Below are 25231 nucleotides of genomic sequence, written 5' to 3'. Positions count from 1 at the left end.
CTACTTTAATAAATTTATTGCGTTTTCGCACTTAATTTACAAATCTTATTTATTTTATATAAATCCAACCAAAGTTGAAAAAAATAGGAGGTTTTAACCTTAGAATCCCCTTGATCTACCCAGCGTATAAGAGGTATTTCTAACATTTTTGTCAATGCTTTTTCTTTTCCGTACAAGACTAAAATTCTATTAAAAATCTCAACATCAAACAACCAACGAGAAACAAATGGTTTTATAAAAATTTGTTCTGCTAGTTCTTTAGTGAATATTTTACACCCACATTGCGTATCATAGACTTTTAACCCAAGGATCTTAGAAATCAGGGTTGCAATAAACCTACCTATAAAAAAACGAGACAATTTACGCTCTATAGTAGAACCAATTTTCATAATTCGTGAGCCAAAAACAAAAGTGATTTCTCCCTTTACAAAATCCGTTAAAGTATAAAACTCTTCCAAGGAAGTAGCCAAATCTGCATCTAAATACCCTACCTGTTCAAAATTGTAATTCTTGCAAACATAGTTGATACCATTACGTACGGTTTCTGCTTTCCCTAAATTCTTACTGTTTTTATAAGCAATTACTTTTGTTGGATATCGTTTTTCCAACATTTGTAATTCTTCATAGGTGCCATCCGAAGAACCATCGTCTACAAAACAGATAAACGTATCTGTCTTTTTAACTATAAAATTGTCATAAACCTTGTTTTTTAACTCCTTTACTTCGTTATAACAGGGAATTACAATACATATTTTATTGGATAATTTGGTCACCTTGGTTTATTTTGGCTTGCAAGATATTAAAAAAGCACGTCTTAATTGTTATGCGAGATAACTTATCTATTTCTGTTTCATTTTATAGTAATTTGGTTATAAATCTTTGGTAAATTTAACAACAAGGACCAAAATTAAATCAGTAGATTTGCTTTTTTAATTTATAAATAGCTTATGAAAAAAATTACATTATTAACTTTTGTTATTCTTATGATTACTTCTATTTCTTTTGCCCAAAAGAAAAGTGATCTTTTGTTTCAAATTGAAAATTTAAAGGATAGTATTGCTAAAACCAATACGTCTCTTGCAGAGGCTAAAAAAAGCGAAAAAGTAAGTCTTGCAAAATCAGAGTTATTCGAGAGTCAGGCTACAGAATTACAAGAAGCCAACAAATCTCTTTTAAATAATCTTAAAAGTTTCACACAAGTATCTAGCCAGAATTCAAAAAATATGGAAAGAACTTTAGTGGCATTACAAACCAAAGAAGCTCAATTGTCTATTTTGGAAAGTACTTTTAGTAAAAATGATTCTACGGCTATTGTCATCCTTACCAATGCCAAGCAAACTTTAGGTGAAAATGCTAGTGTTACCGTAACAAATGGCGAAGTAGTAATAACAGAAAATACACAAAATTTACTGGATGCTTCAAAATCTAAAGTAAGTGTAAATGGGGAATCTTTCTTAGAAAAATTAGCTAAAATCCTATTGGCCAATCAGAATTCACAATTAACAATTACCGGCAAAACAGATGGATTAATGCAAATAACAAATGCCTTAATAACCACCTATAGCATTGTACCTGAAAGAATTTCTTTAAATTTTGTCAGTACCGAAGTAGCACCGGTATTATTTAAAATTAATCCTAATTACCCTAGTTTTTACACTAGAGTTAGAGAGCATGTAAAAAAGTTAAAATAGTTTTTTAGCTATTGAAATTTTTTATTCTGTATAATTTTTGTGAAAAATGTACGTTTTAAATCCGTATTCAAACTTAATAACAAACCAATATGAATGAAGATTTAATCCTACAAATGTTTGCTTATTTATTACCGAGTGTAGTAACAGGCCTTGTGGCCTTTTATTTTTTTAAAATGCACACTAAAAATGAAGAAGGTAGACGACGTTTTTTATTACATAAAGACATACAGAAAAACACCCTACCAATTCGATTGCAGGCCTATGAGCGCATGGCATTGTTTTTAGAGCGTATTTCCATACCAAGCTTGGTTGTACGTGTTGCTCCAATTGGAACGGATAAAGACGCCTATGAAAATCTTTTGATTAAAAATATAGAAAAAGAATTTGATCATAATTTATCACAGCAAATATACATAACTGATGATTGTTGGAACATTATTAAAACTGCCAAAAGTGCTACCATTCAAATGATTCGCAAGGCTAGTATGAGCCATGCAGATTCTTCTGATAAATTAAGAGAAGTTATTCTGAATGAAACAATGGACAAACAATCTCCATCTACTACAGCCCTATCGTATGTAAAGAAAGAAATAGGAGAATTGTGGTAATCAAACATTAGGATAAATTTATTCTACTTTACTTAAACCGCTAGTTTTTATAAACATTTGTTTTAATTTTTATTGAGTAATAGCAGGACTTGTGGAAAAGATGTTTCCCCTGTGGTAACAATCATTTTGCTCATTTCTTTAATATTATATAAAAATGAACCAAGCATTATATCAGGAAGGTTATCATTATTAAAATCTCCAACCTCCATAGTTAACCATTTTCCATATTTTGCTTCTGGTAGATAGGATGGTGTAAACTCTAGTTCACCATTATTGGAAAGATAGACAAAACTCTCGCTGGGGTTCTCTAAATCTGAATAAAAGGAAGTGGCCGCTATATCTAAATCTCCATCATTGTCAAAATCTACCGCCACAGCATTACTACAACCATACATTGGGAAAAAATATTTTTCTTCAAAATTATTTCTTTTATCATTAATATAGATACGCAATCCATGATAGGGTTTATCAATTGATGAATAATCCCAATTATCTCCATTGGTAATTAAAAGATCATCATAACCATCATTATTAAAATCTGCAAGCTCAAAATTACTAGCGCCATAAACAGGAGAAAATTCGAGTATATTTTTTTCTTCAAATACAGCATTGCCCTTATTAAAATAGATCACAAACTTTTCATAGGCCTGTGCCATCAAAGCAATGATATCTAATTTACCATCATTATTTAAATCTTTAAGTATTACTTTTCTTGCGCCTGGCAAATTACTCAAAACATGTTCTTTAGAGGTATCATAATCATCATACCAAGCCAAGGTTCCTGTATAATTACCAAAATTAGAAACAATAACATCATCTTTTCCATCCAAATTTAAATCACCACTGGCAAAGTAAACAGGTCTTTGTAAACTTGCTAGGTTTCTATTTTTTAGATTACTTTCGGTTGGAACTAATTGTGCCAATCTGCCCAGTTTTTGGTCTGAAGGAGAAAATTTTCCAATAGTTAAGAGTAAGGGAGATGTATTTTCTTTAAATTCCATATGAACGGCAGGGCTGTTTAATTTCCAGACACCACTAAACTCTCCATTGCTTTTAAGTGCATATAAATTGTCATTATCTCCAATATAGAGTTCACCAGAACCTCTATTGTATTTTAACAAGCTAACTTGTGGTAATTTTTCATCTCCAATACGTATGTATTGTGCAGAAAAAGGCGCTTTAACACTATGTTCTGTAGTCTTTATAATCGGTAAATTTTCTGGAGCATTTGAAACATAATACCCTACAATTTTATCCCAATCCTTTTTAGCAATCAAAGGTTCGTTCGGGTAAATATTCAGTTTTTCAACGATACTTTTATCAATGGGGTCTAAATCTTCATAGGGATCTACATCTTTTACTTTAATACCCAACCGCATTCCCATATTGGGTAATACACTATTCTGCCATGTAATTTTATCCAATTCGTGGGGCTCTGGTGCTAAATGGCACATTTTACAGTACTGCATTGCCAATTGTTTGCCAGATTGCGTAGCATTGGGTATGCTTCTGTTTGGAGGATAAGAATCAGTCAATCTAATAAAATAAGTAAACCCCAGCAGAAATGGTACCGTTAGAATGCTAAGCGTAATAAATGTGGTTTTTTTCATTATAACTTTAGATCGTAAAAAAAGTGACTCCAAGATACAATTTTAGGTGACTATCTAAAATGAAGCTACCTTACGTTGATTCGCCTTTTTTTCAGCATAATTAAATCCTTGCGCCCACCATTTTGTCATAAGCTTTTTATTAAAAACCAAGGAATTTTCTGTAAGCTTAGTAGGTGTATAGTATAAATTTAATTTTACCCCTTTGTGTTGTGCATAAATGACCCCTTCCGAGATATCATGATATTCTATTTGATCCAATACAAAGCCATAAATACTAAGCATTAGAGAAAAAGGGTTTTTTCCAAGAACCTTATTGTGATCCATGTTTTCTGATTCCAATATAATGGCATCAACCTCAGTTGCACCACGCTCTATAGCTTCCCTAATTGGCAAAACACAGCCCAGACCACCATCACCATATTCATAACCATCTTTTGTTACCAAAGACATAAAGGGTATGTAATTACAAGAAATCCATATCCAATCGCAAAACTCTTCATAGCTCAAATCTCTTATAGACTTATACTCTACCCTATTTTTAGATAAGTTAGATACGGTCACAACAACATCCTTGGTGGTGTTTTCTATAATTTGATTGTAGTCTGATTTTGTGAAATTTTTCTTAATTGTGTTACGCAAAGATTTACTCTCCCCAAAAGTTCTTTTACGTTTTATAAATTGCAATAAAACATTAAAATAGTTAATAGTTACAAATTCGCGACCATCTTTTCTTTTTACAATAAATGGATTTAGACTAAATATCTTGCGTTGTGTTACATTGGTATATAAATCATATAGTAAGCCTACATTGTTCAAAGCCAACTGAGTTATTAACAAACTACCTGTGGAAGTGCCCACAAGTATGTCATAATCTCTTTTTTCGGTTTCCATTAAATATTGAGCTACCCCACCGGCAAAAGCACCTTTACTACCACCTCCACTAATTACTAATGCTTTCATTCTATCTCTATATGGTTTGTGTCAATATTCATATTTTCTGCAAAATCATAACCACTTTTCCACCAGGTGGTCATTTTTTTCTCTTCAAAAATAAGTGAATTTGTAGTTAAAACGGTTGGTGTAAAATAAAAATTAATAATGGCATTATTATTACTCGCTACATATTTACCTATACGTATGTTTTGTTGTTCAATTCTATCCAACATAAAGGCAAACATATTGGTTAATAATGAAAATGCATTTTTAGATGGCATTCTGTTAAACAGTGTTGTTTCTGTTTGTAAAATAATAGCATCCACAACCGTAGCTCCTCTTCGTATGGCTTCTTCAATAGGCACCATACTCCCCAATCCTCCATCAGCATATTCACAACCATTCTTTTTTGCAAGGCTCATAAACGGCGTGTAATTACAAGAAATCCAAATCCATTCGCAAAATTCATCGTAGGTACAATCACTTATAGATTTATACTCGACCTTGTTTAAAGACAAATTAGAAACCGTGATAACAATTTCCGTGTTTTGCTCCTTTAAAAGGTTAAATTCTTCAATTGTTAAAGAATCTTTAATCAATTTTAAAAGATTATAACTTTCTCCAAAGGTTTTACTCCCTCTTAAAATATTCTTCAATACATTAAAATGATGAATACCTATAGTTTCAATACCATTTTTTTTATGGGTAATATAAGGGCAAGAACTAAAAATACTCTCCTGATTTACCGAAGTATATATTTTTTTAATCTTATCTATTTTCTGTAATGCCAAATGTGAAATAAGCAAACTTCCTGTTGAAGTGCCTATAAACATATCGTACTTATGCTTTGCCTCTTGCAACAAAAATTGAGCAACGCCACCCGCAAAAGCACCTTTACTACCACCACCTGAAATTACCATTGCCCTCATACTTAGAGTTTACTTTTAATATAACGAAATTCCGCTTCCTTTATTTGAAATTCCAAAGTTTCAAATGCTTGCTTATATTGTTCATGCTTGACTAATTCATCTACCAAATTCCGTGCAAATTTCTTAAACTGCCAAACTGGGTGGCTAGTCGCATTAGCGAGGTCTTTTAAGTTTTCTTCGGTCAAATAAAACAAGTCATTTATATAGGAAAAGGCCAACTGACGGGTTTCAAAATATTCGGTTTTGCTTGTATAGGACTGTAATTCTCTTAGGTACTTTTGTTTGTTTTGAAGCTCATATTCTTTGGTCATAATTGCCAAAGCTAACCATAATAAACGTACATTTTTATTTGATAATCCTATTACACCTTTGGTTTTATCTAAATACTTAAATCGTTCTTCTGGATTATAAATCCATAGTTTATACAAAATATTTTCTATGGTTACATAACTTTTGTCTTCTAAAAAAGGCATAAAATAATCCGACTCTTCCGTTGTAATTTTTTCTGTTGCCAAAACCAAAGCCTGGCGTAGAGACACATTGTCTGATCGTAGAATAGATTCTTTAATTGTATTGGAAAGGAATTTTGTATAAAACTGAACAATCCGTTTTTTTAATTCAATGGAGGAATTATCTTTCCAATACCTGTCTATTATAACCGAATTATTTTCTTTACTTACACTTAATTCTCGTTGTAATTTATAAAAGGTTGCTATGGATGGTGACGTTTCTTTTAAAATTCGTTTTGCTTCAGCTATGGGAAATACTGTATTTAATAACCAAACCTTTTTAAAGTTCGATAAATCCTGCTGACTTGCCTGTTCCATTTCTGATAAAAATTTTGGAATCGTAACATTAGAAAATTGATTTTTGTTGAGATAGGCTTTAATTCCTTTTTTAAAAGCTTCCGCCCCTATTTGCTGTTGTAATGCCATCAATGCCCATGCTCCTTTTTCATAAAATGTAAGACTACTAGCTTTTGGGTTTGATAATGCCTCCCCAGTATTATTTTTCGAACTCTTATCTAACTCAATTGCTGTACTATGAAATTTCCAATAGAAATGATCTGCTCCAAACAATTCTTTCTCTGTTAAATAAGCATAGTAGGTTGCAAAACCTTCATGTAACCAATGATGGTTGCTGTCTACCTCCGTTACTAAATTACCAAACCATTGATGCGCTAATTCATGGGCATTAATCGTTATATAGTTTTTATCATTAAACCCAATAGAATCTACTATATAAGCATCAGAGAAAATAGTAGCAGTGGTATTTTCCATCCCAGCATACAAAAAGTCGCGAACAGGAATTTGCTTGTACACACCCCAAGGGTACGGCACTCCAATTTCCTCTTCTAAAAAATTAAAAATTTGTTTGTTGTACCTATAAGTTGGTTCTGTTTTTGTTGAATCACTTGGGTAGTAATACAGCTCTAAGGGCACACCAGAGCTAGAAAATTGCTCTATCTTTCTATAGTTACCAATGGCAAAAGCCAATAAATAGCTAGACATTGGATGGTTCATATTAAATTCCCATGTTTTCAAATCATTAGAAATAGAAGTCTTTTCTAAATTTCCGTTTGCAATTACCTCATACTCTTTAGAAAATGTAATGGATAAATCAAATTCTACCTTTTCATTCATATCGTCAAAACTAGGCAACCAATGACTGGTATATTTCCCTTGTCCTTGTGTCCAAATCTGATTGTTTGTACTATCCTCCTTATTCCATCCAAAAAAATAAAGCGTTTGTGTTGGCTTGGTAACGTAGTGTAAGCTTAGTTCGTATTCTTTACCTTTCTTTAATTTTTTATAAATACGCAACATTTTTGAATCCCCAGTGAATTTCACCTTTTTATTGTTTAAAACAACTTTAGAAAACTGCATATTTTTAGCATCTAAAAACACTGAATCTGTTTGTTGGAGTACCGTAAATCTGTAGGTAACTTCTCCGCGCAACTCTGAAGTCTGTTCATTTGGAAACAAACGAACCTTAGCTGTTAAAAAATCAACCTTATCTTGTTCTTGTGCAATTAAAAAACTAGAATGCAAGCAAATAAATAGTACTGTAAAAAATCGATAAAAAATCATTATTATAATTTTGAACCAAAATAAGCAATTTCATCTTTTGCAGTTGTTTAGATTCGGTTTATTTTAGTCGAATGAATCCTAACTATTTACAAACTCCCATTGCTTATTTAAAAGGTGTTGGTCCAAACCGGGCCGAAACCTTACAGGGAGAGTTGGGTATTTACACCTATCAAGATCTTATTAATCTTTTTCCAAACCGCTATTTAGACAAAACGAAATATTACAAAATAAGTGAGTTACAGCGGAATAATTCAGAAGTTCAGCTCATTGGAAAAATAACACATCTTAAATCTGTCGCCCAAAAAAAAGGAAACCGACTCGTTGCTTCTTTTACCGATGAGACTGGTACTATGGAATTGGTTTGGTTTAAAGGACAAAAATGGATTCGAGAAAACACAAAACTAAATGTACCCTATGTACTTTACGGCAAAACAAATTGGTTTAATGGTACCTTTTCTATGCCCCATCCTGAAATGGAATTGCTTGAAGCACATAAAAAAGGATTAAAAATTAGTATGCAACCCGTTTATCCTTCAACGGAAAAATTAAGCAATAAAGGAATTACTAATAGGGTTACCAATAAATTAATGCAGCAATTGTTTCTGGATACCAAGGGACGGTTTGTAGAGACATTACCTGATTATTTACTATCAGAGCTTAATCTGATGAACAAAAGCAATGCTCTTTTTAATATTCATTTTCCAAAAAATCAAGAAGAATTAGCCAAGGCACAGTACCGTTTAAAATTTGAAGAGCTTTTTTATATTCAACTACAGCTGATTACGAAAAAAATCATTAGAAAAAATAAAATTAAAGGCTATCCATTTACCGCGGTTGGGGAGTATTTTAGTGAATTTTACAAAAATCATCTCCCTTTTGAATTGACAAATGCACAAAAAAGGGTAATTAAAGAAATTAGGTCAGATTTGGGTAGTAATGCACAAATGAACCGATTGTTGCAAGGTGATGTGGGTTCAGGAAAAACTATAGTTGCCCTAATGAGTATGTTACTTGCTTTAGACAATGGTTTTCAAGCCTGTTTAATGGCTCCTACTGAAATTTTAGCCACCCAGCATTTTAACGGAATTAAAGAATTACTAGAAAAAACAGACATCAACCTTGCCTTATTAACAGGTTCCGTAAAGAAATCTGCGCGCAAAATAATTCACGAACAACTAGAAAATGGTGAACTCCATATTTTAATAGGTACCCATGCCCTTCTAGAGGACAAAGTACAATATAAAAATTTAGGGCTGGCAATCATTGATGAACAACACCGGTTTGGTGTGGCGCAACGTGCTAAATTATGGCATAAGAACGAGGTGCCACCACATATATTGGTGATGACAGCAACACCTATTCCTAGAACTCTGGCGATGAGTTTGTATGGGGATTTAGACATTTCTGTTATTGATGAATTGCCTCCAGGAAGGAAGCCCATAAAAACCGTACATCGTTATGATGCCAACCGTTTAAAAGTATTTCGGTTTATCAAAGATGAAATCAAACTAGGACGTCAAATCTATGTTGTATATCCTTTAATTCAAGAATCTGAAGCTTTAGATTATAAAGATTTAATGGATGGTTATGAGAGTATTGTACGTGATTTTCCAATGCCTAATTACCAAATATCTATTGTACATGGTCAAATGAAAGCCGAAGACAAGGAATTTGAAATGCAGCGTTTTATCAAAGGAGAAACACAAATTATGGTGGCCACTACCGTTATTGAAGTAGGCGTTAATGTTCCCAATGCTTCTGTGATGATAATTGAAAGTGCAGAACGTTTTGGTTTGTCGCAATTACACCAGTTAAGAGGCCGTGTTGGTCGTGGTGCAGACCAGAGTTATTGTATTTTAATGACCAGTCATAAATTGTCTTCAGATGCAAAAACACGATTAGAAACTATGGTGCGAACCAATGATGGTTTTCAAATTGCAGATGTAGATTTAAAACTGCGTGGTCCAGGGGATATTATGGGCACGCAACAAAGTGGTGTGCTCAATTTAAAAATTGCAGATATTATAAAAGACAATGATATTTTAAAAACGGCTAGGCATTATGCAATACAAATTCTCACCAATGATCCAAGTCTAAGTAAATCCAGTAATACCGTGCTTTTATACGCCTACCAACAGTTGGTTAAGTATAAGAATATTTGGAATTATATAAGTTGAACATCGTAATTTTTAAGTAAACTAGAACTACAACTTTATTAAATTCTATACTTTTGAGAGTTGAGGTCTTAATAGCTCAAAAATTAGTATGATCTAAAGGATTTCTATTAAATTTTTACCGATATTTTTATTCAAACAAGAAGAAGAAAACGATATAATACATGAAAACACTATTTGACAAAGTGTGGGATTCCCACGTAGTAAGAAAAATAGAAAACGGACCAGATGTTCTTTTCATAGATCGCCACATGGTGCATGAAGTAACAAGTCCTGTTGCATTTTTAGGAATTAAAAGTCGTAACATAGGGGTAAAACATCCTGAAAAAACATTTGCAACTGCAGATCATAATACGCCAACCATTAACCAGCATTTACCAGTAGAAGATCCTTTGTCTGCAAAGCAATTAAAAGCATTGGAAGAAAATTCTAACAATTACGGTATTAGTTATTGGGGATTGGGACATGAAAAAAATGGTATTGTTCATGTTGTTGGTCCAGAATATGGGATTACCCAACCAGGAGCAACAATTGTTTGTGGAGATTCACATACCTCTACCCATGGTGCCTTTGGTGCCATCGCTTTTGGTATAGGTACTTCTGAAGTAGAAATGGTTCTCGCAACCCAATGTATCATGCAGCCCAAGGCTAAAAGTATGCGCATTAATGTGAATGGTAATTTAAGCAAAGGGGTTACCCCAAAAGATGTGGCCTTATATGTCATATCCCAACTTACAACATCTGGCGCAACTGGATATTTTATAGAATATGCTGGAAACGTTTTTACAGATATGAGTATGGAGGGCCGTATGACGGTTTGTAACTTAAGTATTGAAATGGGAGCCCGTGGTGGAATGATTGCCCCCGATGAGAAAACAATAGCTTTCGTAAAAGGAAGAGAATTTACACCAACCGGTGCCGCTTGGGATAAGGCAAAAGCATATTGGGACACTTTATATACGGATGAAGGTGCAACGTTCGACAAAGAACTTACTTTTAATGGGGCAGATATAGAACCAATGATTACCTATGGTACCAATCCTGGAATGGGAATGGGAATTGGTAAGGATATACCCAATGCTGAAAATTTAGAAGGTGGTGTGGCAACCTATAAGAAGTCGTTGCAATATATGGCCTTTAATGAAGGGGATACTATGATTGGTAAGCCCATCGATTTTGTATTTCTTGGGAGTTGTACCAACGGTAGAATTGAAGATTTTAGAGCATTTACTGAGATTGTAAAGGGAAGAAAAAAAGCGTCTAATGTTACTGCTTGGTTAGTACCTGGTTCGCATCAAGTAGAAACAGCAATCAAAGAAGAAGGTCTATTGGATATTTTAACCGAAGCTGGTTTTGAACTAAGAGAACCTGGTTGTTCTGCTTGTTTGGCTATGAACGATGATAAAGTACCTGCCGGTAAATATGCTGTAAGTACATCCAACAGAAATTTTGAAGGAAGGCAAGGTCCTGGTTCAAGAACGCTATTAGCTTCTCCCCTAGTTGCAGCAGCAGCAGCAGTGACAGGAAAAGTTACAGACCCAAGAGAATTAATGAATTAGTTGATAGTTGTTAGTTGTCCAACTTAGGAAACGACGACAATATTTTAACTATCAACAAACAACTATAAACGAACAACTATTTTACAATGGCATACGATAAATTCAATATAATAAAAAGTAGCATTGTACCGCTACCAATAGAAAACGTAGATACCGATCAAATAATCCCTGCAAGATTCCTTAAAGCTACAGAGCGTAAAGGTTTTGGAGATAATTTATTTCGTGATTGGCGTTACAATACAGACAATTCTCCTAAAGAAGATTTTGTATTGAATCAAGATAAATACACAGGAAAAATATTAGTTGGTGGGAAAAACTTTGGTTCTGGCTCTTCTCGTGAGCATGCAGCTTGGGCTGTTTATGATTACGGATTTAGATGTGTGGTTTCTAGTTTTTTTGCTGATATTTTTAGAAATAACTGTTTAAATGTTGGAGTACTTCCAGTGCAAGTATCAGCTGATTTTTTAGAGAAAATTTATGCAGAAACTGAAAAAGATCCTAAAGCAGAAGTAGAAGTAAATCTACAAGAACAGTCCATCACAATTGTAGGCACAGGGGAAAAAGAATCGTTTGACATAAATGTTTACAAAAAAGAAAATATGCTCAATGGTTTTGATGATATTGATTACTTGCTAAATATGAAAGAGGAAATTACGGCCTTTGCCGAAAACACTCCTTTATAAATAGAAATATATCATATTAACCCGGCTAAATTAACATGAAAAGAAAGATTGAAATAATGGATACCACACTCCGTGATGGTGAACAAACCTCCGGTGTGTCCTTTTCTGTTTCAGAAAAATTAACGCTCGCTAAATTATTATTAGAAGAGTTAAAGGTAGACAGGATTGAGGTAGCCTCAGCTCGGGTTTCTAACGGAGAATTATTATCAGTTCAACAAATCACAAGTTGGGCGGCAACCACTAACTATTTAAATAAAGTTGAAGTACTTACCTTTGTTGATAAAGGAGTTTCCATAAAGTGGATGATAGAGGCTGGTGCTAAGGTTCAGAATCTTTTAACAAAAGGTTCATTAAATCACCTTACCCACCAACTTAAAAAGACACCAGAGCAACATTTTAGCGAAATTGAAGCAACAATTAAGCTCGCGCAACAGCACAAAATAGAAACCAATGTCTATTTAGAAGATTGGAGCAACGGAATGCGAAATTCAAAAGCCTATGTTTTTCAGTTTTTAGATTTTTTAGCGACACAACCCATCAAACGTGTTTTACTGCCCGATACACTAGGTATTTTAACACATACTGAAACTTTTGAATACATTTCTAGTTTAGTTGATAAATACCCCGATCTTCATTTTGATTTTCACGGTCATAACGATTATGATCTAAGCGTAGCTAATGTAATGGAAGCCCTGAAAGCGGGTTGTCACGGACTACATTTAACGGTAAACGGAATGGGAGAACGCGCTGGTAATGCACCCATGGCCAGTGTAGTTGCAGTCATCAATGATTTTTTACCAGATATAGATATTTCACTAAAGGAAACTTCACTCTATAAGGTAAGTAAACTAGTTTCTGCCTTTACAGGGGTTGGAATTCCTGCAAACAAACCTATTGTGGGTGATAATGTTTTTACCCAAACAGCCGGAATTCACGCAGATGGCGACAGTAAAAAGAACTTGTATTTTAACGACTTATTACCGGAACGTTTTGGTAGAAAAAGGCAATATGCCTTAGGAAAAACATCTGGTAAAGCAAATATTCTTAAAAATTTACAGGAGCTAGGACTCACACTTAATGATGAAGACCTTGGTAAGGTAACCCAACGAATTATTGAATTAGGGGATAAAAAAGAGAAAGTTACCCAAGAAGATTTACCCTATATAATTTCTGATATTTTAGATAGTGGCAGTTATCAGGAAAAAGTAAGCATAAAATCATATGTGCTTACACATTCAAAAGGACTAAAACCATCTACAACTGTGGCTATAGAAATTGAGAATGAAATGTATGAAGAAAATGCGCAGGGCGACGGGCAATACGATGCTTTTATGAATGCCATTACCAAAATTTTTAAATCTAAAAAGGTACAACTACCAACGCTTATAGATTATGCTGTACGAATTCCACCTGGGAGTAGTTCCGACGCATTATGTGAAACTATAATTACATGGAAGAGTGAAACTAAAGAATTTATAACGCGGGGTCTAGATTCAGATCAAACAGTATCTGCTATTAAAGCAACAGAAAAAATGTTGAATATTATTTAGCCCAACAATCGAAAGAAAAATAAATAACAAAAAGAGAATACCACATGAAATTAAATATTGCAGTTTTAGCAGGAGATGGCATTGGACCAGAAGTAATGGAACAAGCACTAAAAGTTTCTGACGCCATAGCAAAAAAGTACAATCATGAAATTACCTGGACACCGGCATTAACCGGTGCAGCTGCAATTGACGCAGTAGGAGAACCGTATCCTGATGACACACATGCTATTTGTGAAGCAGCCGATGCCGTTTTATTTGGTGCTATTGGTCACCCAAGGTTTGATAATGATCCATCAGCTAAAGTAAGGCCAGAACAGGGGTTGTTAAAAATGCGTCAAAAATTAGGCTTGTTTGCCAATGTTAGACCAACCTTTACTTTTCCTTCTTTAATTGATAAATCGCCCTTAAAAAGAGAACGTATTGAAGGGACAGACCTGATTATACTTAGAGAACTTACAGGTGGTGTTTACTTTGGAAAAAGAGGTCGGTTAGACAACGGCAATACTGCTTTTGACACCATGACTTATACCAGAGCAGAAATTACACGTTTGGCAAAAAAAGGATTTGAACTTGCCATGACGCGATCAAAGAAATTGTGTTGTGTAGACAAAGCCAATGTACTGGAATCATCTAGGTTATGGAGAGAAACGGTACAAGCAATGGAAAAAGATTATCCTGAAGTAGAAGTATCGTATGAGTTTGTAGATGCCGTAGCCATGCGTTTGGTGCAATGGCCAAAGGCTTACGATGTGATGATTACTGAAAATTTATTTGGAGACATACTAACAGATGAGGCATCCGTAATTTCTGGTTCAATGGGATTAATGCCATCAGCTTCAGTGGGTGAAAAAAATAAATTATACGAACCAATTCACGGATCTTATCCGCAAGCAGCAGGTAAGGATATTGCTAATCCGTTGGCAATGGTATTATCCGCAGCAATGTTATTTGAAGATTTTAATCTGACGGAAGAAGCCGCAACCATTAGAGCTGTCGTAAACAAATCCTTGGAAGAAGGAATAGTTACGGAGGATTTATCTGAAAACGGAAAAGCCTATAAAACGAGTGAAGTTGGGGATTGGTTGGTAAAAAACATCTAATTATATCAAGATTTAAAACTAAAAGAAAGCCTCTTAATAAAATAAGAGGCTTTTTTGCTTCTATTTAAAAGCCAAACGCCTAAACCTGGTTTTTAAGATGCCTTTCTTATTTTTAACAATTACAATCGTCACCGCAATTAATACCCCTGTTCCTGCAAGAACTGCACCTATATAACTAGCGGAAGTAACTCCAAACCCCATTGCAATTGGTAAACCTGCCAAATAAGCCCCAGATGCATTCCCCATATTAAATGCACTTTGATTCATAGATGAACCTAACATTTCAGAACCTTTTGAAGCATTAATGATTGCCATTTGCAAAGGTGTAGAAACACTAAATGAAATCATTCCAATAATAAAAGTTAACACTAAAATGCCTATAGGATTATGGGCAACTACGGTATTTATAAGTAAAACAACAACCATCATCGATAAGCTAATTACCACAGCTCGCATTGGAGTAAACATTTCAGTCATTTTAGCACCGAGAAAATTACCGACAACCATTCCCAATCCAGCTAATATCATAGCATAACTTACCATACTTTCCGGATAACCAGAAACATTTGTAAGTAGAGGAGCTATATAACTATACCATGCAAAAAATCCGCCAGTACCAACGGTTGTCAATAAAATTAAAACCCAAAGTTCTCTTCTTTTAAAGACTAACAAATCCTTTTTTAACCCTCCAGTAGAAGTTTTCGGGATACTAGGCATCCATCTATACACGCTAAACATAGCCATTATTCCAACTATTCCTACCAATATAAACGAAATACTCCAGCTAAAGTGATGCCCTAAATAGGTACCTAGAGGTACACCAATTACATTGGCAATTGTGAGTCCCGCAAACATAATTGCAATGGCTTGTGCAGATTTACCAGGGGCCGCTAATTTACCAGCCACAACAGCTCCTATCCCAAAAAATGCGCCATGCGGTAAACCAGATAAAAATCTAAAAAACAAGAGACTGTTATAACTTTCCGCGAAGGCCGATAATGTATTAAAAATTGTAAACCATACCATAAGTCCCAATAGTAATTTATGGGCTGGCCATTTACTACTCAAACTCGTAAGTATTGGAGCACCTACTACTACACCCAAGGCATAAGCTGCAATAAAATGTCCGGCTTGCGGAATTGTTATATTTAATGCGCTTGCAACATCTGGTAAAATTCCCATAATCACAAACTCTGTCATTCCTATTCCAAAACCACCAATGGCTAGGGAAATAAGTGCTTTTTTATTTGATGTTTTCTTGCCCATAAAAATTTCATATTTGCAGGGTTGTAAGGCACTGCTATTATTTTCTAATTTACAGGACAAAATTAGATAGATATCTATTTTAAAAGCTATGTATTTTTACCCTATTTATGCGCATATCTAACCAAAGTTATGGTTGAAAAAAATAGCAATGGGATACAATTAAAAAAGCCCCTTAAAATTAAGAGGCTTTTTTTTAGATGAAATTTGACACCTATAATATATAATCTGTACTAATAAAGTTGGACAGTCTGGTTTCTAACAACTGTTCTATAATTTCATTGTTTAATTCATTGTCTTTAGATGCAACAAAAGTACGTACCGAAAAGGAACGCAGCGCATCGTGTACACTTAAGGTTGCTTGAGCTGAATCTTTCCTACCTGTAAATGGATATACATCTGGTCCACGTTGACAAGCACTGTTTAAATTAACACGACAGACCAAATTAACCAAGGTATCTATTAAAGGCGCTAAAGTATAAACATCCTTGCCAAACAAACTAACTTGTTGTCCGTAATTAGAGGCAGCCATATCATCTAAAGGTTCTTCAATATTACTAAAGGAAACTATAGGTATAATTGGTCCAAATTGTTCTTCTTGATAGACACGCATCTCTTTAGTTACTGGATATAAAACGGCAGGCCAAATATAATTATCAGCTATTTCACCTCCTTTTTTGTTTAGTATTTTTGCTCCTTTTGCCTTGGCGTCTTCAATAAGGCCTTGAATATATGCTGGCTTATCCGGTTCCGGTAATGGCGTAAGCTGAACACCTGATTCCCAAGGGTTTCCAAATTTAAGTTCATCAACCCGTTTCGAAAAACGTTTGTTAAATTCAGCTGCGATGCTTTCATGAACATACACCACTTTTAATGCGGTACAACGCTGCCCATTAAAAGATAATGTACCAGATATACATTCATCTATGGTTAAGTCTAAATCTGCATCTGGTAATATAATAGCTGGATTTTTAGCTTCTAATCCCAACACCAAACGCAATCTATTGCTTTTTGGGTGTTGGTCTTGCAAGGCATTAGCCGATTTACTATTTCCAATTAATGCAAGGACATCTACTTTCCCTGTTTTCATTATTGGACTAGCAACAGCTCTACCCCTACCAAAAATAATATTTACAACTCCATTTGGGAATGAAGATTGAAAAGCTTCCAACAAGGGTGTAATTAAAAGTACCCCATGCTTTGCAGGCTTAAAAATGGTTGTATTCCCCATAATTATGGCCGGAATAAGTAATGCAAAGGTTTCATTCAAGGGGTAATTATACGGCCCTAAACACAAAACCACGCCTATGGGTCCTCTGCGAATATGTGCATATACACCACCACTTTTTTGAAATTTTGCGGCATCCCTATCTAACTTTTTATAATCTTCAATGGTATCATTGATATAATCTACCGTACGATCAAACTCTTTTTCTGAATCTGGGAGCGATTTTCCAATTTCCCACATTAAGAGCTTAACAATTATATCTCTTTTGGTAATCATCGCGGCTACAAACTTATCCATACAATCGATACGCTCTTTTACGCGCATGGTTGGCCAGGCACCTTGTCCTTGGTCATAGGCCTTAAGTGCGGCATTAAGAGCGTCTAAAGCTTCTGGTTCTCCCATATCTGGAATCGTACCCAAGAGTGTAGGCTTGTATGCTTCCGTAGAGGAAATCGTAGAATATATTTCTGTAGTGTTGCCACTCCAATTTTTTAAATCTCCACCTACCAAATATTTTTTTTGATCAATACGATCTGTAATCTGAAATTCTTGCGGTATACTCATTTGCTTTCGTTTAAAAGTTAAAACTTACCCAGGTTAGTAAAGTTACAAAAAACTACTTCTACCCAAATGTGTTAAAATAGGAAAATGGGACGTTTTGATAGCAAAAACGTTTTTTATCCACTTATTTCATAAAAAGAAAATAAATTGTGATTTCTTAAACCAAATATTGAAACAAATCTGGTTTATCATTTAAATAATCCCCAAAAAAGTTATTTTCCTTCATTCTATTAATCAGCGGTTTAAGGTCATCCGGACTTTTCAATTCGATACCCACCACAGCAGGAGCATTTTCTTTGCTAGACTTTTTGGAATATTCAAAATGCGTAATATCATCTGTTGGACCTAAAATTTCTGCAACAAACTCCTTTAATGCTCCAGGACGCTGTGGAAAACGAACAATAAAATAATGTTTCAAATTTCCGTACAACAAGGCGCGTTCCTTAATTTCTGCAGTTCTAGTAATATCATTATTACTGCCGCTTACAATACAAACTACATTTTTGTTTTGCAGTTTTTGGGCATATTGATCTAATGCCGCAATAGTCAATGCTCCGGCAGGTTCTACTACTATGGCATCTCTATTGTACAGATCTAAGATGGTTTGACAAACCTTACCTTCTGGTACGGTAATAACTGCATCTAAGTGATCCTTACAGATATCAAAAGTGAGATCCCCTACTCTTTGTACGGCTGCCCCGTCAACAAACTTATCAATCTTTTTTAATTCTGTATTTTTCCCGTTTGCTATGGATATTTTCATAGACGGTGCTCCTTCTGGTTCAATCCCAATAATTTTTGTGTGTGGTGACAAGGCTCTAAATACACCACATAATCCAGCGGCTAAGCCCCCACCACCAATTGCAACAAAAATATAATCTATAGGTGAAGTGCTTTGCTCTATTATTTCCAAACCTACGGTAGCCTGTCCTTCAATTATTTTTGGATCATCAAAAGGATGTACAAATACTTTACCCTGTTCTTGACAAGTTTTCAACGCAGCTTTATAAGAATCATCAAAAGTATCACCTTCAGAAACAAGAGTAACCCAATCTCCCCCAAACATTTCTGTTTGTTCTATCTTCTGTTTTGGAGTTACAGTAGGCATATAAATAGTTCCCTTTATACCTAAGTGATTACATGCAAAGGCCACCCCTTGCGCATGGTTACCTGCACTAGCACAAACAACACCTTTACTGCGTTCTTCTGCTGATAAAGAGCTTATCTTATTGTAGGCGCCCCTAATTTTATAGGAACGTACCCTTTGTAAATCCTCTCTCTTTAAAAGAATGGTAGCGTTAAATTGTTTGGAACATCGAATGCTCTCCATTAATGGAGTTACCGCAGCAACGGCACTAATAGTTTTAGCAGCTGCACGAATATCTTTAATGTTTGGGAAATATGACATTGTTTGATAAATAAAAAGCCTGTCTAGTTTCAAAGAAACCTGACAGGCCTAAGAATATAATTAAAAAATTTAAACAATTGGCTTCATAGCTGTCATAGATGCACGTAATCTTGCTCCTACTTTTTCTACGGGATGCTCTCTTAATGCTTTATTAACTGCAATTAATTTGGCATTATCTACACCATTATCATCGCCTACACTATATTTCTTACCAATAACAGAGGTATCAACTGTTTCCATAAAATCTTTAAGCAAAGGCTTGCATGCATGATCAAACAAATAACAACCGTACTCAGCAGTATCAGAAATTACTCTATTCATTTCAAATAATTTTTTTCTTGCAATAGTATTTGCTATTAATGGCGTTTCATGTAAGGACTCATAATAAGCAGATTCAGCAATAATACCAGATTCTGTCATAGCTTCAAAAGCAAGCTCTACTCCGGCTCTCACCATTGCCACCATTAACACACCATTATCGTAATATTCTTGTTCCGAAATTTCTTGACTACCAGCAGGTGTTTTTTCAAAAGCTGTTTCTCCCGTTGCGGCACGCCAATCTAATAAGTTTTTATCATCATTAGCCCAGTCTTCCATCATGGTTTTTGAAAAATGACCTTCCATGATATCATCCATATGCTTTTGAAACAACGGACGCATAATATCTTTTAATTCTTCTGATAATTCAAAAGCCTTAATTTTTGCTGGATTAGACAAACGATCCATCATGTTGGTAATACCACCATATTTTAAACCTTCTGTAACAGTTTCCCAACCGTACTGAATTAGTTTAGAAGCATAACCAGCATCAATTCCTTCAGCAATCATTTTATCATAACAAAGAATAGATCCTGTTTGTAACAAACCACAAAGTATAGTTTGTTCTCCCATTAAATCTGATTTTACTTCAGCTACAAACGAAGATTCTAAGACACCTGCCTTATGTCCTCCAGTTGCTGCTGCATATGCTTTTGCTTGCTCAAATCCCTTACCTTCTGGATCATTATTTGGATGTACAGCAATTAAGGTTGGTACTCCAAAACCTCTTTTATACTCTTCTCTAACTTCAGAACCAGGACACTTAGGTGCAACCATAATAACGGTTATATCCTCACGAATCTGCATCCCTTCTTCCACAATATTAAAACCATGAGAATACGAAAGGGTTGCCCCTTTTTTCATTAATGGCATTACTGTTGTTACCACATTAGTATGCTGCTTATCTGGCGTTAAGTTGATTACAACATCTGCACTTGGCACTAATTCTTCATAGGTGCCAACCGTAAATCCGTTTTCTGTTGCATTTTTATAAGAATCTCTTTTTTCTTGAATTGCAGCAGCTCTTAAAGTAAATGAAATATCCAAACCAGAATCTCTCATATTTAAACCTTGGTTTAAACCTTGTGCTCCACAACCTATAATTACTATTTTTTTACCTTTTAAGGCCGTTACACCTTCTGAGAATTCCGAAGAATCCATAAATCTACATTTTCCCAATTGGGTTAATTGATCTCTAAGTGATAACGTATTAAAATAATTTGACATTTTCTTGTACTCTTTTTTATCCCAATAATTTTAGGATTGATTAATTAATTATGTTGAAACTCTTCTAATAAACTACTGATGCGCATTTCTGCTTTACTTACTGCTATTCTACCAGACCTAACAAATTGCATAATACCATAAGGTTCTAGCTCGCTGTGCATTTTATCAATCTCATCTCGTTTTCCTGATTTGGATAAAACAAAGAAATCGCGTGCCACGGTTACAATCTGTGAATTGTTGTCTTTTATAATGTTTTGTATTTGGCGTTCATCAAACAACAAATCTGAAGAGATTTTAAACAAAGCAGATTCTTGGTAAATTATTTCATCGTCTGGATGATAAAAAGCTTTAATAACCTCTATTTGCTTTTCTATTTGACCCACAATATTTTGCACCCATTGTTCTGTTGTATGAATGACAATAGTAAATTTAGAAACCCCATCAATTTCTGATTTAGAAACATTAAGTCCTTCTATATTTATATGTCGCTTTAAAAATATGCCTGATATTCTGTTTAACAAGCCAACGTTGTTTTCAGAATAAACCGATATGGTATACCAATTATTTTCCATTTTCATATTGCTCCGAACCTCGAATCTCAAGGTGAAAAATCGGATTTATTTAATTAATATTTATTTTAATCGCACTTCTGAAACCGAAGCCCCTGATGGAATCATAGGGAATACATTATCCTCTTTTTCCACCTTTACTTCTAAGAAGTATGCCTCCTTAGATGCCATCATTTCTGCAATGGTTGATTGCAATTCACTACGTTCACTAATTCGTTTAGATTTGATATGATAGCCTTCAGCAATTTTTACAAAATCTGGATTTACCATAACCGTTGAAGCATATCTTTTTTCAAAAAATAATTCTTGCCATTGCCGAACCATCCCAAGATGATCATTGTTGAGAACCACAATTTTAACGGGTACTTTGTGCTGAAAAATGACACCCAGTTCTTGTATAGTCATTTGATAGCCTCCATCTCCTATTATAGCAACTACTTCTCGATCCATTCTTCCCATTTTTGCGCCAATAGCAGCGGGTAAGGCAAAACCCATTGTACCTAAACCACCAGAAGTAATATTACTTTTACTTTGATTGAATTTAGCATATCGGCATGCTATCATTTGGTGCTGACCAACATCTGTAACAATAACGGCACTGTTATTAGAAGCAATATTGATTTGCTCTATAACTTCACCCATTGTTAACTTTTCCTTGGTGGGGTGAATATCCTTATTAATAACAGCATCAAACTCAATTTTATATTTATCCTTAAATTGGTTGTGCCAAGTAGTATGCTCAGTTTTATTAATTAAAGGGAGTATTAACCCCAGCGTCTCCTTAGAATTTCCAAGAACGGCAACATCTACCTTTACGTTCTTATTTATTTCAGCAGGATCTATATCAAAATGAATAATTTTGGCTTGCTTTGCATAGGTGTCTAAACTACCAGTAACACGATCATCAAAGCGCATCCCAATCGCAATTAAAACATCACATTCATTGGTTAACATGTTGGGAGCATAGTTACCATGCATACCTACCATACCAACATTTAATGGATGGTTTGTATCTAATGCGGATAGTCCTAAAATTGTCCAAGCTGCTGGTATTCCTGCTTTTTCAACCAATGTTTTTAATTGTTCCTCGGCTTCTCCTAAAATAACACCTTGACCAAAAACGATTAAAGGCTTTTTAGCATTGTTTATTAATGCTGCAGCAGCTTCAATTTGGGTTACATCAGGCTTCGGAAAAGGGTTATAACTGCGTACTCCTGTACATGGCGTATAACTAAAATCGAATTCATCTATTTGGGCATTTTTAGTAATATCTATTAATACAGGACCTGGACGTCCAGATCGTGCAATATAAAATGCCTTCGCTAATATTTCTGGAATTTCTTCTGCCCTTGTTACTTGATAATTCCACTTGGTAACAGGTGTAGAAATACCAATAATATCTGTTTCTTGAAAGGCATCTGAACCTAATAAATGACGTGTTACTTGCCCAGTGATACACACCATAGGTGTAGAATCTATCTGCGCATCTGCCAAACCTGTCACTAGATTAGTGGCACCAGGTCCAGAGGTTGCCATGGCCACTCCTACTTTACCCGTTACCCTTGCATACCCTTGGGCAGCATGGGTAGCCCCTTGTTCATGGCGGGTTAAAATATGGGTTAATTTGTCTTGAAACTTATAAAGCTCATCGTAAACGGGCATAATAGCCCCACCTGGGTAACCGTATAATAAGTCTACACCTTCGGCTACTAAACAATGTATAATTGCTTCAGCCCCACTAATTTTTAGTGTTGTCTTGCTTTTTACTGAAGTCTTTCTTTCTTTTAATGTCTCCATTTTAAAAAATTCAAGTTAAAAGAATCTGTATCTATTTAAAAGCCTTTAAAATGCTACAGCTACTTTTGTATTTTTTGATTTTATTTTTAGTTAAAATTCATCTGTAACACAACCTTGTGAAGCAGATGATACAGAACGTGCATATTTATACAATACACCTTTTTTAAATTTTAATGCTGGGGCAACCCAAGCTTGTTTGCGTTTTGCGAGTTCGGCATCGGTAACATCTACATTGATCGCATTTGTTTCTGCATCAATGGTGATAATATCCCCATCTTGAACCAAGGCAATAGTTCCACCATCTTGTGCTTCAGGAGAAATATGTCCTACTACAAATCCGTGGGTACCACCAGAAAAACGACCATCTGTAATTAAAGCAACTTCTTTCCCTAGTCCAGCACCCATAATAGCAGCTGTTGGTTTTAGCATTTCCGGCATTCCTGGTCCCCCTTTGGGGCCTTCATAGCGAATAACAACCACATCACCTTTTTTAACCTTACCGTCGCGAATACCATCATTGGCATCATATTCACTATTAAATACTTTCGCTGTACCTTTAAATAATAAGCCTTCTTTTCCAGTAATTTTAGCCACAGAACCATTCTCAGCTAAATTTCCGTAGAGCATACGTAAATGTCCGGTTGCTTTAATAGGATTATCTAAGGGTCGAATAACATCCTGACCTTCAATTAAATCTGGAACATCCACTAAATTTTCTGCTAAAGTTTTACCTGTTACTGTTAAGCAATCTCCATGCAATATTCCATTTTTCAATAAATATTTTAAAACTGCTGGAACACCTCCAATACGGTGAATATCTTCCATTAGATACTTTCCACTTGGTTTTAAATCTGCTATAAACGGTGTTGTATCACTAATATGTTGAAAATCTTGTAAAGTAAAATCGATATCAGCAGCCCTAGCGATAGCTAAAAAGTGAAGCACTGCATTTGTGGAGCCTCCCATTATTGTAACCAAACGAATGGCATTTTCTAAGGATTTCCTAGTAATAATATCTAAAGGTTTAATATCGTGTTCTAGCAAATAATACATTTGCTTTCCAGCAGCTATAGATTCTTCCTTTTTCTCTTTACCCACAGCTGGATTAGAAGAATTATAAGGCAAGGACATACCTAATGCTTCTATAGCAGAGGCCATAGTGTTTGCCGTATACATACCGCCACAAGCACCAGCACCAGGAATTGCTTTCTTTATAATACATCCAAATTCCTCCTCTTTCATGGTGCCCGCCACTTTTTCACCCCAGGCTTCAAAAGCAGAAACAATATCTAATTTTCTATCGTTATGGCAACCCGAAGCTATGGTTCCTCCATATACTAAAATTGAAGGTCTGTTTAAACGAATCATCGCCATTAACGCACCAGGCATATTTTTATCACAACCCACAACAGTTACCAAACCGTCATAAGACATCCCTTGAACCACGGTTTCCATAGAATCTGCAATAATATCTCTTGAAGGTAAAGAAAAACGCATGCCCGGTGTTCCCATAGAAATACCATCACTAACACCAATGGTATTAAATATTAAACCTACAGATTCATTGGAGTTTACCCCAGCTTTCACATCTAAAGCCAAATCATTTAAATGCATATTACAAGGGTTTCCCTCGTAACCAGTACTTGCAATTCCAACAATTGGTTTTTTAAAATCTTCATCTTTAAAACCTATTCCGTACAACATGGCTTGTGCAGCGGGTTGTGTAGGGTCTTGTGTAACGTTCTTACTATACTTGTTTAATTCCATTTATATTATTTCTTGCAATTCTTGATTCCTGTTGAAAATACTATATCATTCAAATATAATTCTTTAAGATTCTTCATTTTTTTAACATTGTTTTTTTGTATAAATTCAACTTCCTTTAAAATGGATTAAACATTTGATTATCAAACAAATAAACCCATAAAAGATA

The 25231-nt window shown here is 34.8% G+C and carries 19 protein-coding genes; 7 read left to right on the top strand and 12 right to left on the bottom strand.

Translation table 11 applies throughout. The annotated features are described in order from the left end of the window. Positions 1–14 precede the first annotated feature (14 nt). Entirely contained in the window at positions 15–773 is a 759-nt protein-coding gene (locus tag MWU65_RS05950) for a glycosyltransferase (protein WP_247076267.1), read from the bottom strand. Positions 774–947: 174 nt separating this feature from the next. On the opposite strand from MWU65_RS05950, the gene MWU65_RS05945 reads away from it, so the two are divergent. Further along, on the top strand, positions 948–1691 hold the full coding sequence (locus tag MWU65_RS05945) for a hypothetical protein (protein WP_247076266.1): 744 nt from the start codon (positions 948–950) through the stop codon (positions 1689–1691). Positions 1692–1780: 89 nt separating this feature from the next. Continuing rightward, positions 1781–2299, top strand: a complete 519-nt coding sequence (locus MWU65_RS05940; RefSeq protein WP_247076265.1) for a hypothetical protein — start codon at positions 1781–1783, stop codon at positions 2297–2299. A 62-nt stretch (positions 2300–2361) separates the two neighbouring features. Here the strand turns inward: MWU65_RS05940 and MWU65_RS05935 are convergent, their stop codons facing one another. Genes MWU65_RS05935 through MWU65_RS05920 form a run of 4 tightly spaced genes read right to left on the bottom strand, consistent with a single transcriptional unit; the run spans position 2362 to position 7861 of the window. Beyond that, the gene (locus tag MWU65_RS05935) at positions 2362–3909 is read right to left on the bottom strand and encodes a VCBS repeat-containing protein (protein WP_247076264.1); all 1548 of its coding nucleotides are present in this window, start codon (positions 3907–3909) and stop codon (positions 2362–2364) included. A 54-nt stretch (positions 3910–3963) separates the two neighbouring features. After that, positions 3964–4869 carry a patatin-like phospholipase family protein gene (locus tag MWU65_RS05930; RefSeq protein ID WP_247076263.1) on the bottom strand — a complete coding sequence of 302 codons (906 nt, stop codon included), beginning with the start codon at positions 4867–4869 and terminating at the stop codon, positions 3964–3966. Next, positions 4866–5771, bottom strand: coding sequence for a patatin-like phospholipase family protein (locus tag MWU65_RS05925; protein WP_247076262.1), 906 nt, complete (start codon positions 5769–5771; stop codon positions 4866–4868). Before MWU65_RS05925 ends, MWU65_RS05930 begins: the two co-directional genes overlap by 4 nt. 2 nt (positions 5772–5773) lie before the next feature. After that, on the bottom strand, positions 5774–7861 hold the full coding sequence (locus MWU65_RS05920) for a M1 family metallopeptidase (RefSeq protein ID WP_247076261.1): 2088 nt from the start codon (positions 7859–7861) through the stop codon (positions 5774–5776). Between the two features lie 71 nt (positions 7862–7932). Between MWU65_RS05920 and recG the strand changes: the two genes are divergently transcribed. The 5 genes from recG (at position 7933) to leuB (ending at position 14927) form a co-directional block, all read left to right on the top strand. Then, positions 7933–10038 carry an ATP-dependent DNA helicase RecG gene (gene recG / locus MWU65_RS05915; RefSeq protein WP_247076260.1) on the top strand — a complete coding sequence of 702 codons (2106 nt, stop codon included), beginning with the start codon at positions 7933–7935 and terminating at the stop codon, positions 10036–10038. 161 nt (positions 10039–10199) lie between these two features. Further along, positions 10200–11594, top strand: coding sequence for a 3-isopropylmalate dehydratase large subunit (gene leuC / locus MWU65_RS05910; RefSeq protein WP_247076259.1), 1395 nt, complete (start codon positions 10200–10202; stop codon positions 11592–11594). 86 nt (positions 11595–11680) lie between these two features. Next, positions 11681–12277 carry a 3-isopropylmalate dehydratase small subunit gene (gene leuD, locus MWU65_RS05905; protein ID WP_247076258.1) on the top strand — a complete coding sequence of 199 codons (597 nt, stop codon included), beginning with the start codon at positions 11681–11683 and terminating at the stop codon, positions 12275–12277. Between the two features lie 35 nt (positions 12278–12312). Continuing rightward, positions 12313–13827, top strand: a complete 1515-nt coding sequence (locus MWU65_RS05900; protein ID WP_247076257.1) for an alpha-isopropylmalate synthase regulatory domain-containing protein — start codon at positions 12313–12315, stop codon at positions 13825–13827. A gap of 44 nt (positions 13828–13871) precedes the next feature. Beyond that, positions 13872–14927, top strand: coding sequence for a 3-isopropylmalate dehydrogenase (gene leuB, locus MWU65_RS05895; protein WP_247076256.1), 1056 nt, complete (start codon positions 13872–13874; stop codon positions 14925–14927). Between the two features lie 60 nt (positions 14928–14987). On the opposite strand, the gene MWU65_RS05890 is transcribed toward leuB, so the two are convergent. From MWU65_RS05890 to ilvD, 7 genes are all read right to left on the bottom strand, one after another. After that, positions 14988–16193, bottom strand: coding sequence for an MFS transporter (locus MWU65_RS05890; RefSeq protein ID WP_247076255.1), 1206 nt, complete (start codon positions 16191–16193; stop codon positions 14988–14990). A 211-nt stretch (positions 16194–16404) separates the two neighbouring features. Then, on the bottom strand, positions 16405–17982 hold the full coding sequence (locus MWU65_RS05885; protein ID WP_247076254.1) for an NADP-dependent glyceraldehyde-3-phosphate dehydrogenase: 1578 nt from the start codon (positions 17980–17982) through the stop codon (positions 16405–16407). Positions 17983–18136: 154 nt separating this feature from the next. Next, a complete protein-coding gene (gene ilvA, locus MWU65_RS05880) occupies positions 18137–19387 on the bottom strand; it encodes a threonine ammonia-lyase IlvA (RefSeq protein WP_247076253.1) in 1251 nt (416 codons plus the stop codon). A 69-nt stretch (positions 19388–19456) separates the two neighbouring features. After that, complete coding sequence (ilvC, locus tag MWU65_RS05875) at positions 19457–20932, bottom strand: ketol-acid reductoisomerase (RefSeq protein WP_247076252.1); 1476 nt, start codon at positions 20930–20932, stop codon at positions 19457–19459. Positions 20933–20976: 44 nt separating this feature from the next. Continuing rightward, the gene (gene ilvN, locus MWU65_RS05870; protein ID WP_247076251.1) at positions 20977–21504 is read right to left on the bottom strand and encodes an acetolactate synthase small subunit; all 528 of its coding nucleotides are present in this window, start codon (positions 21502–21504) and stop codon (positions 20977–20979) included. 60 nt (positions 21505–21564) lie between these two features. Continuing rightward, complete coding sequence (gene ilvB, locus MWU65_RS05865; RefSeq protein WP_247076250.1) at positions 21565–23298, bottom strand: biosynthetic-type acetolactate synthase large subunit; 1734 nt, start codon at positions 23296–23298, stop codon at positions 21565–21567. Between the two features lie 90 nt (positions 23299–23388). Beyond that, on the bottom strand, positions 23389–25065 hold the full coding sequence (gene ilvD, locus MWU65_RS05860) for a dihydroxy-acid dehydratase (protein WP_247076249.1): 1677 nt from the start codon (positions 25063–25065) through the stop codon (positions 23389–23391). Positions 25066–25231: the final 166 nt, after the last annotated feature.

This window comes from Cellulophaga sp. F20128, from assembly GCF_023015805.1.
Taxonomy (GTDB): Bacteria; Bacteroidota; Bacteroidia; order Flavobacteriales; family Flavobacteriaceae; genus Cellulophaga.
Note: the sequence above shows the minus strand (reverse complement) of the source record. Positions and strands in the feature narration are given on the sequence as shown.

Excerpts from the sequence above, each read along its gene's own strand:
- MWU65_RS05945 (WP_247076266.1), top strand. The coding sequence starts at position 948 with ATGAAAAAAATTACATTATTAACTTTTGTTATTCTTATGATTACTTCT.
- MWU65_RS05940 (WP_247076265.1), top strand. The coding sequence starts at position 1,781 with ATGAATGAAGATTTAATCCTACAAATGTTTGCTTATTTATTACCGAGT.
- MWU65_RS05935 (WP_247076264.1), bottom strand. The coding sequence starts at position 3,909 with ATGAAAAAAACCACATTTATTACGCTTAGCATTCTAACGGTACCATTT.
- MWU65_RS05930 (WP_247076263.1), bottom strand. The coding sequence starts at position 4,869 with ATGAAAGCATTAGTAATTAGTGGAGGTGGTAGTAAAGGTGCTTTTGCC.
- MWU65_RS05925 (WP_247076262.1), bottom strand. The coding sequence starts at position 5,771 with ATGAGGGCAATGGTAATTTCAGGTGGTGGTAGTAAAGGTGCTTTTGCG.
- MWU65_RS05920 (WP_247076261.1), bottom strand. The coding sequence starts at position 7,861 with ATGATTTTTTATCGATTTTTTACAGTACTATTTATTTGCTTGCATTCT.
- recG (WP_247076260.1), top strand. The coding sequence starts at position 7,933 with ATGAATCCTAACTATTTACAAACTCCCATTGCTTATTTAAAAGGTGTT.
- leuC (WP_247076259.1), top strand. The coding sequence starts at position 10,200 with ATGAAAACACTATTTGACAAAGTGTGGGATTCCCACGTAGTAAGAAAA.
- leuD (WP_247076258.1), top strand. The coding sequence starts at position 11,681 with ATGGCATACGATAAATTCAATATAATAAAAAGTAGCATTGTACCGCTA.
- MWU65_RS05900 (WP_247076257.1), top strand. The coding sequence starts at position 12,313 with ATGAAAAGAAAGATTGAAATAATGGATACCACACTCCGTGATGGTGAA.
- leuB (WP_247076256.1), top strand. The coding sequence starts at position 13,872 with ATGAAATTAAATATTGCAGTTTTAGCAGGAGATGGCATTGGACCAGAA.
- MWU65_RS05890 (WP_247076255.1), bottom strand. The coding sequence starts at position 16,193 with ATGGGCAAGAAAACATCAAATAAAAAAGCACTTATTTCCCTAGCCATT.
- MWU65_RS05885 (WP_247076254.1), bottom strand. The coding sequence starts at position 17,982 with ATGAGTATACCGCAAGAATTTCAGATTACAGATCGTATTGATCAAAAA.
- ilvA (WP_247076253.1), bottom strand. The coding sequence starts at position 19,387 with ATGTCATATTTCCCAAACATTAAAGATATTCGTGCAGCTGCTAAAACT.
- ilvC (WP_247076252.1), bottom strand. The coding sequence starts at position 20,932 with ATGTCAAATTATTTTAATACGTTATCACTTAGAGATCAATTAACCCAA.
- ilvN (WP_247076251.1), bottom strand. The coding sequence starts at position 21,504 with ATGGAAAATAATTGGTATACCATATCGGTTTATTCTGAAAACAACGTT.
- ilvB (WP_247076250.1), bottom strand. The coding sequence starts at position 23,298 with ATGGAGACATTAAAAGAAAGAAAGACTTCAGTAAAAAGCAAGACAACA.
- ilvD (WP_247076249.1), bottom strand. The coding sequence starts at position 25,065 with ATGGAATTAAACAAGTATAGTAAGAACGTTACACAAGACCCTACACAA.